Genomic DNA, 15,015 nt, shown 5'->3' on the forward strand with positions numbered 1-15,015 from the left:
TAAAAGATTCCCAATCTGCCGGACTATAGATTTCCGGCAGAAGGGTTAGCGTCCTTTCTTGGACGACCACGTGGCCGCTTGGGTTTTATTTCAATCTGATTCTTTGGCTTCGGCTTTCGCCCGCGTTTCTTAGGCTCAGGCTTTGGAGCCGGCTTTGAAAGCCCAAGAGCTTCGAGCTCTTCCGTTGCGGTTTGTATTGTGTGTACCCAAAAACCGTCATCGGATGATGGCTCTGCTGGTGCATCTGCCCTACGCCATGCTGATGAAAGATCATCCATAAGTTCACCATAGGACATCTGTTTCAGAAGTCCAGCATTTTCGGCTTTGCGGATAATTCTGCAGGTTGCAACAGTTGAGATAAAGTTTACAAACTCGCTGCCTATTACAGCAAAGTCACCCTGCTCACCAGTATGGTCAAGGCACTCATCACTCTTATAGCGTTTAAAGACCATCTCCAGAAGCCAGCGGTCCTGATAACACTTGTATGCTACTTCAGGAGCAAGGTCCTGATCTGATTCGAGAACCATTACGCCGAACGTATTCCTTTTATCAGAGTACTTCTCAGGAGAAAAAGTGTTCTTACGCTTGGCGTTTGCAAGGTAAGTTGTTTCTTCCTTTGCAGCCTTCTTTGCATCTTTGAATGCGTAAAGGTAACGACCACCTTTAATTCTGGCTTTTTTATAAACCACATGGGCATCTATGCCCACAAGTACACCATCAAACGATAGCATGTCATTATCAGAAATGCGTTTGTCGTTTCGCTTGATAGGTGTAAGGAAATGAAGATCAGGTCTTTCCGAAAGCTCTTCTTTAATCTTGCTCGGAGGAAAGCCCTTATCTGCGACAATGATTCCTCTTCTAAGATCATTATCGCGTATAAATGCAGGATATGACTTTGAATCTATACTGTTGCCAGGGAATATCTCGGCACATATGGGTTCCATCAGTTCAATGTCGTAAGCATAGAGAACGGAGACCTCGCTGCATCCTCGTACTCTCGCTTTGTAGGAGTATGCCGACAGGTCATTGACTATGCTTGTGTCCTGCTTTAAGGTGCCATCAATTGCTACGTGATGGTCAGCAGATGTAGCTTTCATGCGTAGCTGATAAAACATACTGCGCCGCGCTCCGTCCATACCAATCTTGTTAAACAGCTTACTGACAGAGTTTTTCGATATGGCTGCACCAGGATAGTCCTTACAGACAAAACAACGGTTGTAGTGTTGCGAAAGCCTGCTGTCAGTGACCTGAGGCTTAATGACCCTGAGCGAAGCGATTGCCATAATCGCATAGACATCAGAAGGGTCGTAAACTGCCAGCAGATCTTTTTCAATGTCCCGGGTCACTGAGTGAACAAGGGCAGAGGTTCCATAGGACAGCATATCAGGAACCACCGGAACAGATGAAGCAGTTGCTGTAACAGGGACATACTCGTGATTGATGATATGTCCGACAACCTTGCCGTTGCGCGGCTGAGGATTTCCACCTGCAACATATTTCGTGGATGCCCTTTCTCGAACAGCGTATCTTTTAGGGCCGTCACGTCCGCTGTCATCTACGATGGTATTTACTGGTCTGGGAACTGCACGGATATCTGCTGGAACTGGCATAAGAAAGCCTCCTTTTATATAGTCCTATTATACCATATCAGGACTATATATTCAAGCTTTCTCTGTCCCATTTTACAAAAATCTGATGTCAAAGTGCAGTAAAAATCAAGGAAAATGATGCGGTTTACCAAGGATTTTTGCCTTTGGTGCACTCATTTTCTGACAAATGAAGTAACAAACCGCGGATTTATGGGCTTAACCTATAGTCCGGCGATTTGGGAAAGTTTTAATTAAATTGCATCAAAAGTATTTCTGATTTCTCTTATGAAATCCTCGGAATTAAGCTTTTTAGCATTGGGATTGGTAGTAATGAGAAGAAGATCTCCTGTCATCTTTCCATCCTCAATAGTCTTAAGTGTTGCTTTTTCCATCTTATCAGCCCAATCAATAAGTCCCTGTATTCCATCAAGTTCTCCGCGCTTTCTCATCGCGCCTGTCCATGCAAAGATAGTTGCCACAGGATTGGTAGAAGTCTCCTCACCCTTTAGGTATTTGTAATAGTGGCGCTGAACGGTTCCGTGTGCTGCCTCGTACTCATATATTCCTTCCGGAGAAACAAGAACTGAAGTCATCATTGCAAGAGATCCACATGCAGAGGAAACCATATCACTCATTACATCTCCGTCATAATTCTTGCATGCCCAGATGAATCCACCCTTTGACTTCATTACACGTGCAACAGCATCATCAATAAGTGTGTAGAAATATTCAATACCTGCTGCATCGAATCTGTGCTTATAGTCCTTCTCAAAAGTGGAATCAAAAATTTCTCTAAATCTTGCATCATAGGTCTTACTGATAGTATCCTTTGTTGCAAACCAAAGATCCTGCTTGGTTGAAAGAGCATATTCAAAACAAGCCTTTGCAAAGCTCTTTATTGAGGCATCCTTATTGTGGATTCCCTGAATGATACCGGGGCCGTCAAACTCCTGTATTGTCTGTCTTATCTCTTTGCCATCTTCCCCTGTAAATACAAGCTCTGCCTTGCCTGCTCCGGGAACAGCAATTTCAACATTTTTATATACATCGCCATAAGCATGTCTAGCGAGAGTTATGGGTTTTTCCCAGGTTTTTACATTTGGCTCGATACCCTTAACAAGGATCGGTGCGCGGAAAACTGTTCCATCAAGCATCGCTCTGATTGTACCGTTTGGACTCTTCCACATCTGTTTGAGATCATACTCCTCAACACGTGCTGCGTTTGGCGTAATGGTTGCACATTTTACTGCAACACCATACTTTTTTGTGGCATTGGCACTGTCTATAGTAACCTTATCATCTGTCTCGTCACGATACTTAAGACCAAGATCATAATAATCACTCTTAAGCTCGATATAGGGTTCAATAAGTTCTTCCTTGATCATCTTCCAGAGAATTCTGGTCATCTCATCCCCGTCCATCTCAACAATGGGTGTAGTCATTTTAATTCTGGACATATAAGCTCCTCTCCTTAGTTAAACATTTCAAGTAAACCATTTTTAACCATATTATCATAAGCACTGTGCATGTGCCTATTGGCAATTTCTTCGGCCCTGTCGGGATCTTTATCTCTTATTGCCTCCATTATACTGCGATGCTCATTATTGGAATCCTTACCTCGGCTACCGGTTAAAGTCTTCTGTCTTATGAGCCATACATATTGATGATAATCCTTTAAAAGATGCTCAAGCATCTTCGAATTGCATGATTCATAAAGAATTGTATGGAATCTGTTATCAAGCTCTGCAAGCTGATCAAAATGGCCCTTTTTCTCATGAAAATCAGCCAGATAAACTATCTCTTCAAGCTCTTCAAGCTGTTCCTTTGTTATATTCTCGCAGGCCCATCTTGCACAAAGTCCCTCAAGTCTTGAACGAATCATATAAATGTCTCTGACATCAGAAGCACTTATACCTACTACATACGCGCCTTTGTTCGGTATTATCTGAACCAGGCCTTCAAGCTCTAGTTGGCGCAGAGCTTCTCTCACCGGCGTCCTGCTTACTCCAAGCTCTTCGCCGATTGCTACTTCCTTTAATTCCTCATGATCTTCATATTTACCATTTAAAATATCCTCTCTTATCCTGTGAAAAACACGGCCCCGAAGAGAATACTTATCGGTAACTTCCTGTTTTAAATCTTTCTTTTCCATGATTTCACCTTTGCCCCTCATCCGCCCTTCGGGCACCTTCCCCCCAAGGGGAAGGCATTATTTGATTGAGCCATCCCGAACTTCGATACCAATTAGTTTTGATACTTCATCTATTTTTGCTGTTAGCTCCTCATCGTACATTACGGTTACACGGCCGTTCTCGTACTCACTGTCAACCCATTCCTTCAATATCTGAACAAGCTTGGAATCCTTACCAAGTGCTGCATCGTCCTTAAGGTGATAGTGAACGTTTATCCAATGTGCAATTCCCGCAAGACCCGAAGTGTTGGAAACTGCGCTTACCGGAGGTCTTCCGAGGAACTTATCCGTATCAAATATATTATAAATTTCCTCATTCTTGAGAAGTCCATCAGCATGTATACCGGCTCTTGTCACGTTAAAGTTCTTCCCTACAAAAGGTGTCTGAGGCGGAATCTTGTAACCAAGTTCCTTCTCGTAATATTGGGCAAGATCTGTTATAACATGTGTATTCATGCCGTTTAGTGTGCCCTTTAGCTGCGCATACTCGAAGATCATAGCTTCGAGAGGTGTATTTCCCGTTCTCTCTCCTATACCGAACAGAGAAGCATTGACTCCTGAACAACCATAGAGCCATGCAGTAGTTGAATTGGACACTGCTTTATAAAAATCATTGTGTCCATGCCACTCGATGAGCTCACTGGGAACACTTGCATTTGTGTTAAGAGCATATATAATACCTTGTACGCTTCTGGGAATAACAGCACCCGAGAAATTAACACCATATCCCATCGTATCGCAGGCACGAACTTTAATCGGAATACCATACTCCTCGCGAAGCTTCATAAGCTCAACACAGAAAGGAACAACAAATCCGTAAATATCAGCTCTTGTAATATCCTCAAGGTGGCATCTGCAGGCAATACCTTCTTCAAGACAATCTCTGATTACACTAAGATAGTGATCAAGTGCCTGTCTTCTTGTCATTTTAAGCTTCAGGAAAATATGATAATCAGAGCAGCTTACAAGAATTCCGGTTTCCTTCATTCCAATCTCTTTTACAAGCTTGAAATCCTCTTTGCTGGCTCTGATCCAGCTTGTTACTTCAGGGAACTTATATCCCCTCTCCATACATTTATAAACTGCATCTCTGTCCTTCTTGCTGTAAAGGAAAAACTCACTTGCCCTGATCATGCCGTTAGGACCGCCGAGCTCATGAAGCATATCATATATCTTTACAATCTGCTCTGTGGAATACGGAGCTCTTGACTGCTGACCGTCGCGGAAAGTAGTATCTGTAATCCAGATATCCTTTGGCATATTATGCGGAACAATTCTATCATTAAACGGAATCTTCGGAATCTCATCATAAGGGAACATGTTTCTGAAAACATTGGGCTTTTCAACATCGTCCAAAATATACATATGCTCTTCAATCTGTAAAAGATTGTTGTGCTCATTCATTGTCACCGGTCTGTTCTGGAAAGTCTGATCCTGCATTTCTGGTTCCTCCTAAAAACACCTAACTTAATAGAATTCATTAAAATGATTTTAAATAATTGTTTTGCATTATTGTATACAATAATACCATATATGTCAACGCGTTAATGCAATAAAGTGCAACTTATAAAAAATACCCACGGAATTTTTTCCGTGGGCTTTCTGTTTATCTGAGTTTGAATTGATTTATCAGTCTATTAAGGTCTTCCGATTGCTGGGTAAGCTCTTGGGAAACATTGCTGGATTCCTGGGCTGTTTCGGAGTTGCTTTGGACAACCGTTGAAATCTGATCAATACCGTCATTGATTTCCTCCATGCTGGCTGCCTGTTGCTGTGCCATCTCTCCCGTCTCTACTATCATACCTGTAATTTCTTCAACTGAGGACTGCATCTGCTGAAGAGCATCGGTGGTTTCTCCTACTACGTCATTTCCGTTTCGGATTTCTTCCATAGTATCCTGAATTAGCTGATGTGTATTCTTTGCAGCCTCACTACTCTGACTGGCAAGAGTACTGATCTCTTCTGCAACAACCGCAAAGCCCTTACCAGATTCGCCGGCTCTTGCTGCCTCAATTGAAGCATTAAGAGCAAGCAGCTGTGTCTGCTTTGCAATTGATTCAATAGTATTGGTTACCTGTTCGATTTCATTGGATGCCTCAGTAATCCTAATCATCGCATCCGTTACAAGATGCATCTTTCGTGCACTTGCATCAGCATCATCGCGAACTCTGTCCGCCATCTGCCTTGATCTCTCAGCTGTTTCTGCCATAGTCTTAGTCTGAGCTGTAACCGTAGCAACAGATGCCGTTAATTCTTCAACCGCTGCCGCCTGGTCCGTTGCACCTTCAGCAAGGTCAGTTGCTCCCCTGCTCATGCCGTTTGCACCTTCGGATACATGATTAGATGATTCCCGTACATGTGAAAGAGTATCTGACAGTGAATCTGTAATATTGTTAAGAGCTTCATTTATGGGTGCAAAGTCTTCTTTATAAAGTTCAGGATGAAGCGTTCCCTGAGTAAAGTCACCGTCGGCAACCATTTTCAAAGTTTCCCTGATATCGGAAACAATCTGAGCTGTTACAGCTGTTGAAGAATTCAGATCACTTGCCAGTTTACCAAGCTCATCCTCTGATGTGTAATCAATATTGATATCAAGATTACCTCTGGACATCTGATCAGCAGCCTTGGAAATCTCCTCAACAGGTGCCAGAATTGAATAGGACAGTTTCTTCTTAACATCCACAATATAGATAAGTACCATCGCAACTATGATAAATGTGATTATGGACATTATAGCTCCGATAATAAGCGAATTTCTGTAGGCAGCAGCTGCAGCTTCAGTAGTTGAACTCGAAACTGTCTTAAAGTCTTTTACAGCAACATCTATTGAGGGATAAAGGGTATCATTAAAATAGTAGAACAAATCATCTGAAGAGGATCCATCCGTAAACATATTCCCTAGTGTTTTCCCATTGTTTTCTACTGTTTTTAAATCATTAGAAACAGTATTTATGGCTTCGTCGTCATCGGAAATAGCAGCAAGCTTAGTTAGGTTGTCGCTGAACTCGCCAAACTTTTCCATAGCTTTACCAAGCTGTTCCTCTCTTATAGCATCATCAGGTGATGACAGCCCCCAAAGAAAAGCCTTTGACAGCGCCTGCATATCAATTCTGATATCTGCCTGAATAGTATTCATATTGTAATACTTACGATAGATAGTTCTTATGGAAACTACAGCAAATACCAGGGTTAATACAAGAATTGCTATAGCAACACAGAACATGATAATGATCTGCTTGAACGTGGAATTGAACTTCTCCTGCACGCTCATGTCATGCATCTTTTTTTCGTTGACTTTCACAAGATTTTTTATACCCATAATTGTCTCCGTTCATTTTCCGGCGCATACTCGAAATTATTGATATTTCCCGCCCCTCAAAACAAAAAACTGTTACACATACATTTTAGCAGACTAATCTAAATATGCATTGATTTGTATACGATTTTTCAAAAATTTAATATTTCGTTTATGATTTAATAAAATAGCCTGCAACAGAATAATCTGTTGCAGGCTATATAATGTTATTTTACTTTGACTTTATAGGTTTTTGTAAATTTACTGTAATACTTCTTGCCATCATACTTTTTGTAAGCTCTTACTTTTATGTAGTACTTCCCTTTGGCAAGTTTACTTAACGTATATGTCTTGTTTTTTGTATCAATGTCTTTCCATGAGCCGCCGCTCTTTTTGTAACGAATCTGATATCCTGTCGCATAAGAAACCGCTTTATATTTTATCTTAAGAGTTCCCTTTGCAGCCCTAAGAGAAGAAACAGTTACTTTTGAAGCCTTAACCTGCTTCATCTTTTCAAGGCCGCTCGGATTTCCGACAGTAACTTTGCAAACTGCTATAACATTTCCAACAGCGTTTTTGGCTTTAATTTGAGTCTTACCAACTTCCACAGCAGTAATATAAGCTTTATTGTAGGCACCCTCATCTCGATCTACGGTTGCCACAGTGATATCATCGCTCTCCCAGTAAATTGTCTTATCCTTAACAACAACCGGTGTAGCTATCCCTTCGACGGTCTCTACTTCTCCGGGATCAAGTTGTATCTCATTCATCGTAAGCGAAAGTTCAGAATATGCATCTCCTGCAGTTACAGCTAATACAGATCCGGCATATTCTACATCTTCCATACCGAAGCCCTTAGCAAAGATGAAAATGAAGAGTGCAAATACTATTCCTACTACTAACTGTCTAAAATGTTTACCCAAATGCATATATGTCCCTCCTTATAGTCACTTCATAACAATGTTGCAAATCTTTCCGGGTACATAGATCTCTTTGATAATATTGCCATCAAATTTTCCGGATATAGCCTCTCTTGCCTTGGCAAGAACCTCATCCTTAGGATCGTCCTTACCGATTGAAATTGTAGCTCTTACCTTACCGTTAACCTGTACAGCAATTTCTACAGTGTTTTCAACTGTAAGCGCCTCATCAAACTCAGGCCATGTCTGCTGATAGAGTCTGCCCTCTCCGCCGATTCTCTGCCATATTTCCTCAGTAATATGAGGTGCTACAGGATTAAGCATAGTGATAAGTGTCTTGTACTCAGCCTTAGTAACAGCATTTTTCTTATAAAAATCATTTATAAGTGACATCATTGCTGCAATAGCTGTGTTGTACTTAAGGTTTTCAAAGTCACTTGAAACCTTCTTGATTGTTCTGTGCATCTCACCCTTAAGTTCCTCTGAGTACTCATCGCCGTCTACCATAATATCCTGGAGCTTCCAAACTCTTTCAAGGAATCTGCGACAGCCCTTAACTCCATCTTCTGACCATGATGCAGCAAGATCGAATGCACCGATGAACATCTCATAGGTTCTGAGTGTATCAGCGCCGTAATCCTCAACGATATCATCGGGATTAACGACATTACCGCGGGATTTACTCATCTTCTCGCCATTCTCACCAAGGATCATACCGTGGCTGGTTCTCTTCTGATAAGGCTCTGATGTAGGTACTACGCCCTGATCATAGAGGAACTTATGCCAGAATCTGGAATACAGAAGGTGAAGTGTTGTATGCTCCATACCTCCGTTATACCAGTCTACGGGCAGCCAGTACTTAAGTGCTTCCTTACTTGCAAGTGCTTCCTTGTTTGTAGGATCTGTATATCTGAGGAAGTACCAGGATGAACCTGCCCACTGAGGCATAGTATCTGTCTCTCTCTTTGCAGGGCCTCCGCAGCAAGGACATGTGGTATTAACCCAGTCTGTCATAGCAGCAAGCGGTGACTCTCCGTTATCCGTAGGCTCATAGCTGTCTACTTCGGGAAGAAGCAACGGAAGCTCTGATTCATCAATCGGAACAAATCCGCACTTTTCGCATTCAACAATCGGAATAGGCTCGCCCCAGTATCTCTGGCGAGAGAATACCCAGTCACGAAGCTTATAATTTACCTGTGCATGTCCGATCTTCTTTTCCTCAAGAAATGAAATCATTTTTTCCTTGGCATCGTTTACGGAAAGACCGTTGATGAAGTCTGAATTGATAAGAACTCCTGTAGCAACATCCGTAAACGCAGCTTCGTTAACATCAACCTCTTCGCCATCCTTAGCCACAACCTGAATAATAGGAAGACCGAATTTCTTAGCAAACTCCCAGTCTCTGTCATCATGTGCAGGAACCGCCATGATAGCACCTGTACCATAGCTCATAAGTACATAATCGGAAACCCAGATCGGAATCTCTTTTCCGTTTACGGGATTTATAGCTTTAAGACCGTCAATCTCTACACCGGTCTTATCCTTTGCAAGCTCGGCACGCTCAAAGTCGGATTTCTTTGCTGCTTCTTCTCTATATGCAAGAATAGCATCAAAATTGTTTATTTTATCCTTGTACTTATCAAGATAAGGATGCTCAGGAGAAACTACCATGTAAGTTGCTCCGAATAGAGTATCACATCTTGTGGTATAAACAGTAAGCTTATCCTCAGTACCGGCAATCTCGAAATCAACCTCAGCACCGGTTGAACGTCCGATCCAGTTTTTCTGTGAAACCTTAACTCTCTCGATATAATCAACGCCGTCGAGACCATCAATAAGCTTGTCAGCATACTCTGTAATCTTCAGCATCCACTCACTCTTAACCTTGCGGACAACCTCTGATCCACAGCGCTCGCATACGCCGTTTACAACTTCCTCGTTGGCAAGACCAACCTTACAGGATGTACACCAGTTGATGGGCATCTCCTTTTTATAAGCAAGGCCCTCCTTGAAAAGCTTAAGGAAAATCCACTGTGTCCACTTGTAGTAATCAGGATCTGTTGTATTTATTTCTCTGTTCCAGTCAAAGGAATAACCCAAAGAATGAAGCTGATTCTTGAACTTCTTTACATTATTGGCTGTTACGATCTTAGGATGAATATGATTCTTGATCGCATAGTTCTCTGTAGGAAGACCGAAAGCGTCCCATCCCATGGGATAAAGAACATTATATCCCTGCATTCTGCGCTTACGCGCAACAATATCAAGCGCTGTATACGGTCTGGGATGACCTACATGGAGTCCCTGTCCTGAAGGATACGGAAACTCAACAAGCGCATAATACTTAGGCTTGGAATAATCATTACTTGCAGCAAATGCATTCTCATCATCCCAAACCTTTTGCCATTTCTGTTCGACTTCTTTGTGATTGTATAACTCTGACATTTATGATACCTCGGCTTTTATTGAAATTATAAACATAGTCAAGATTTTACCATACCGAAGTATCATAATTCAAGGATTCTGCAGATTATCGCAGATTACTTATGCTTAAAATATTTACTCAGACTTTCGATCGGGCCGGGCTTAGCATAGTGATAGCCCTGAATATAATCGAAACCACGATCAATACTGTACTTCTTTTGTGACTCATCCTCTACACCTTCAATAAGTGTGACAAAGCCGTTTTTCTTGAAAAACTCGATCATATAGGAAATGATATCATCAACCCTGTCATCCTTAATTGACTTGTATAACAGGGATTTATCAAACTTGATTGTCTGAACGGGCACGTCAACAACTCTCTCAAGATTGGAATAGCCGGTTCCGAAGTCGTCCATATAAAGATGAATTCCTTCACGATTAAGCATATCCATATTATGCTTAACTGCTTCATAGTTTTCTGCCATCATGGACTCGGTTAATTCAAGTCTGATCATCTTCTGATCAATATTGTAACCATGAATTATATCGAGAATTTCCTTATAAAAAGTCTTATCGGTAAAATCTGCAGTCGAGCAATTTATGGTTATAGCATCAAAATCGTATTCCATAGACAGATTTTCTACAGCCTTGCATACTTTATGTATCATTATGACCGTGAGCGCATGAATACAATTATTCCTCTCCGCAATCGGAATAAACATATCCGGAGGAATCATCTTTCCATCTATGTGCAATCTCATAAGTGCCTCTGCAGATCTGAACTCATCTTTGTCTACACTATAAATAGGCTGCGCATAGCAGATAATACGCTCATCTTCTGCATCCATCTTCATTCTGACATCAAGAAGAGTTTGTTCAATCTTATAAATCTCATCAAAATCTCTGAAATCCGAACCGTTTGCAAAATAATAAACATTCTCTCCATCAATATGCTTTGTCTCTTTGATATACATCATGAACAGTTGCGTCCATTTGTTGCCGACAGAAGAAAATCTCCTACTGTCTCCGCATACCCCAAGAAAATAGTGGAAATGATCCTCTGTTCTGTCATGAAATGCATCAAGAATATCCCGCATTTGTTCGGAATAATTCTGAGCATCTGAACGTTCTTTTGTCTCGATAAGAGCCATATAGGTTCCAAAACTAATTCTATACAGCTGTATTTTTCTTGAAATTCTTTCTATCTCCCTACATACTCTTGCCATTTCTATAGAGAGCATCTCATAATCCGGACTAAAGGATGTATCTGTAAGCTGCGGGAAATCTATATAAGCCAAATAAAAAAATCTATTTCTTCTTATATCTGTAATAAACCTGCTTTCCATAGCACTCACATTCTGACATCCGGTATCCTCATCATAAGGATTTGAATGGAATAGCAGATAGAAAGCAACCAAAGGGATGACGTAGGTCGACGCACTGAAAATAGCCTTTTTGTCGATAATCTGCAAAATGAGAACTATAATATCGAGAGGCACGACAATCAGAACTCCTCTTATTACAATTCGAGCTATGGTGCGTCTTCTGATCATGACTACAATAAAACATATGACTGCACACAACATGCCCATCATGCAATAAAAAGTTGTGAAATGTGTAATATCAATACCATCTGTCCTGACAAAATAAAGGCTTTTCATTGCAACCTGATAGACTACGCCTGAAAAATAAAAAAGCGCAATGGAAACATAGAGCATAATAATTACAGAACGTTTCTTTAATCTCTTTTCGCTCATGAGATTTATGTAATTAAAAATCAAGACAAGAATAGCCGCGTAAAGCACCAGGAAAAAGGTAAGAAGTGCAGTAAAAGTTGACCTGTTGTAGTAGACAGAAACGTTACTTGCCACTTCAACAATCATTATCTGCGTAGCCGTTGCCACTATGGCTGTCAAGACTCCAAGAACAAGGAATTTATAGCTTTTTGATTTTTTAGGCTTAGTCAGTGACATGAAAACCAGCAAAAGAATAGCAAGAAGAAGGCTGGCATACTCTCCAATAATGTCATATCTTAAGCCTATGTGCATACCAAAATGCGGCATATTTTAACCCCTCATAAGAAAACGATTTATAAAAACTCACAGTTATACATCTTCAGTTTTATGGTAACACAAAGATATAAGTACGATTTAAAGAAACTATAAAATAACAATAAAATAGCTGACATTCCGTATATAGAATGTCAGCTAATAAAATTCAAAATAGCAAATCCTTAAAGACTCTCTTTAAGAGATTAGTCTTCGATGCCATTCTCCTTAACCTTCTCAGCTCTAGCTGCTACTTCCTTAGCCTGAATATCCTGAGGAGCCTGTTCGTAGCGAGCGAAGCTATACTCATAGTCACCTGCGCCACCGGTCATGGAACGAAGCGTTGTGCAATATCCAAAGAGTTCCATCATGGGAACATCAGCCTCAATAACCTGCTTGCCGTCGCCGGTAGGATTCATACCGAGTACGCGTCCTCTTCTCTTATTGAGATCACCCATTACATCTCCGGTGAATGAATCCGGAACAGTAACCTTGAGTGAAGCGATAGGCTCAAGAAGGACGGGAGTTGCATCCATAAAGCCCTTCTTGAAGGCATTACTTGCAGCAACCTTGAAGGCCATTTCCGATGAATCTACCGGGTGATAGGAACCGTCATAAAGAGTAGCCTTAACACCAACAACGGGATATGCTGCAAGAGGTCCTCTCTGAGAAGCCTCAGCAATACCCTTCTCAACTGCCGGGAAGTAATTCTTCGGAACAGCTCCGCCTACTACAACCTGATCAAATATATAAGCCTTGCTGTCGTCACCTGAAGGCTCGAAGCGCATCTTAACGTGTCCGTACTGGCCGTGTCCACCGGTCTGCTTCTTATATTTGTATTCCACATCAGAATTCTTGCGGATAGTCTCTCTGAAAGCTACCTTCGGCTTATCGAGATCAACGGCTACCTTATACTCGTTGAGAAGCTTACTTACTGCGATTTCAAGGTGCATATCACCCATACCGTAGATAAGTGACTGATGATTCTCTGCATCGTTTACAACCTTAAGAGTAGCATCCTCAGCAGAAAGCTTAGCCAGAGACTGAGCAATCTTATCGATATCAGCCTTATTCTGAGCCTTATATCTCATGTATGTATAGGGCTGTGAAATATCCATAGGTGCATACTGTACAGGATTAGCCTTGGTTGAAAGTGTGTCACCTGTGGATACATCAAGTTTCTGAAGAGCACCGAAATCACCTGCATGAAGCTCGGGAACCTCGATAGTCTTATTACCCTGCATTACATATATCTTACCAATCTTAACTTCTGTATCCTTATTGGAATCGTACATTATGTCATCAGTCTTGATAACGCCTGAACGAACCTTGATCATGGAGTATTTTCCAATAAAAGGATCCATCATGGTCTTAAATACGAAAGCTGTCTTCGGCTTGGAGAAATCGAAGTTAGCTTCGAAAATCTCATTGGTCTTCATGTTAATACCGGCCATCTTACGGTTCTCGGGAGCCGGCATATACTTAACAATATCGTCAAGAAGTGTGTAAACACCCTGTGCAAGGATACTTGATCCCATCTCGATAGGAACAATGGATCCGTCACATACGTTGGTTCTAAGTGCTGATCTGATCTCCTGCTCTGAGAAAGTATCGCCGCTGAAGTATCTGTCCATGAATTCTTCACTGGTCTCAGCAACTGCTTCCATAAGAGTGTCACGATACTGCTGCATGTATTCCTTGTTATACTCGGGAACTTCACACTCTACCGCATCCTTGCCTTCCCAACGGAAGCCCTTTTCCTGAATTATATTTACATAGCCGACAAACTTCTCATTTTCACGAGAAGGCATGTTGAACGGTGCTATCTTCTTACCATACTTATCTGTAAGATCCTGAACAACCTGTCTGTAGGAAGCATCATCGATATCCATATCAGAAACGAAGAACATACGCGGAATACCATACTTTTCGCAAAGATCCCATGCTCTCTCTGTTCCGACTTCAACACCTGCCTTACCGGAAACAACGATAATAGCTGCATCTGCAACACTCATAGCTTCCTGAACTTCACCAACAAAGTCAAAGAATCCGGGCGCATCAAGGAGATTGATCTTATGATCATCCCACTCCAATGCAATTGTAGATGTGCTGATTGAAAACTGACGCTTTTGTTCCTCTTTATCAAAATCACTGACTGTATTTCCATCAGCAACCTTGCCCATACGGGAAGTAATTCCTGCGAGGTAAGCCATAGCTTCAGCGAGTGAAGTCTTTCCGGCTCCCCCGTGGCCTAAGAGTACGACATTGCGTATTTTGTCACTTGTGTAAACTTTCATCTCTTGCTCCTCCAAGTCTTAAATTATGTTGGGAAAATTTAATGAAGAATATTTAGATTTCCCCCAAACCCTATAGGAACATTTTACTAAAATTGTACAAACAATACAAGTAATTCCATCAAATTTGCACAACTTATAAGGGCATGAACTGTGTGGCGAGAAATATACGTTGTGTTTTAGCCCTTTATGTGGAATTGATAAATTTATGTTTTCGTCTACGTCGTGATTTGCTAACAAAACAAAAAAAGATG

Annotated in this window: 9 protein-coding genes; all 9 read right to left on the reverse strand. The window is 41.3% G+C overall.

Translation table 11 applies throughout. The features are described from left to right. Positions 1-23 precede the first annotated feature (23 nt). Positions 24-1,610 carry a transposase gene (locus BLR42_RS04935; RefSeq protein WP_091866914.1) on the reverse strand — a complete coding sequence of 529 codons (1,587 nt, stop codon included), beginning with the start codon at positions 1,608-1,610 and terminating at the stop codon, positions 24-26. A gap of 230 nt (positions 1,611-1,840) precedes the next feature. Continuing rightward, positions 1,841-3,046, reverse strand: a complete 1,206-nt coding sequence (locus BLR42_RS04940; protein ID WP_091867113.1) for an NADP-dependent isocitrate dehydrogenase — start codon at positions 3,044-3,046, stop codon at positions 1,841-1,843. A 14-nt stretch (positions 3,047-3,060) separates the two neighbouring features. After that, complete coding sequence (locus tag BLR42_RS04945) at positions 3,061-3,741, reverse strand: GntR family transcriptional regulator (protein WP_026497581.1); 681 nt, start codon at positions 3,739-3,741, stop codon at positions 3,061-3,063. A 57-nt stretch (positions 3,742-3,798) separates the two neighbouring features. After that, positions 3,799-5,220 carry a 2-isopropylmalate synthase gene (locus BLR42_RS04950; protein WP_091867115.1) on the reverse strand — a complete coding sequence of 474 codons (1,422 nt, stop codon included), beginning with the start codon at positions 5,218-5,220 and terminating at the stop codon, positions 3,799-3,801. Positions 5,221-5,386: 166 nt separating this feature from the next. After that, positions 5,387-7,099 carry a methyl-accepting chemotaxis protein gene (locus tag BLR42_RS04955; RefSeq protein WP_091867117.1) on the reverse strand — a complete coding sequence of 571 codons (1,713 nt, stop codon included), beginning with the start codon at positions 7,097-7,099 and terminating at the stop codon, positions 5,387-5,389. A 203-nt stretch (positions 7,100-7,302) separates the two neighbouring features. Then, positions 7,303-7,998 (reverse strand): fibronectin type III domain-containing protein, encoded by a 696-nt coding sequence (locus tag BLR42_RS04960; protein WP_170832634.1) that lies wholly within the window; start codon positions 7,996-7,998, stop codon positions 7,303-7,305. Positions 7,999-8,022: 24 nt separating this feature from the next. Then, a complete protein-coding gene (gene leuS, locus BLR42_RS04965) occupies positions 8,023-10,440 on the reverse strand; it encodes a leucine--tRNA ligase (RefSeq protein WP_022759836.1) in 2,418 nt (805 codons plus the stop codon). A 95-nt stretch (positions 10,441-10,535) separates the two neighbouring features. Beyond that, positions 10,536-12,482, reverse strand: a complete 1,947-nt coding sequence (locus BLR42_RS04970) for an EAL domain-containing protein (RefSeq protein ID WP_091867121.1) — start codon at positions 12,480-12,482, stop codon at positions 10,536-10,538. Positions 12,483-12,673: 191 nt separating this feature from the next. Next, positions 12,674-14,764: an elongation factor G gene (locus BLR42_RS04975; RefSeq protein WP_022759834.1), complete on the reverse strand. Its 2,091-nt coding sequence runs from the start codon at positions 14,762-14,764 to the stop codon at positions 12,674-12,676. Positions 14,765-15,015: the final 251 nt, after the last annotated feature.

The organism is Butyrivibrio sp. INlla16, from assembly GCF_900104155.1.
Classification (GTDB): Bacteria; Bacillota; Clostridia; order Lachnospirales; family Lachnospiraceae; genus Butyrivibrio.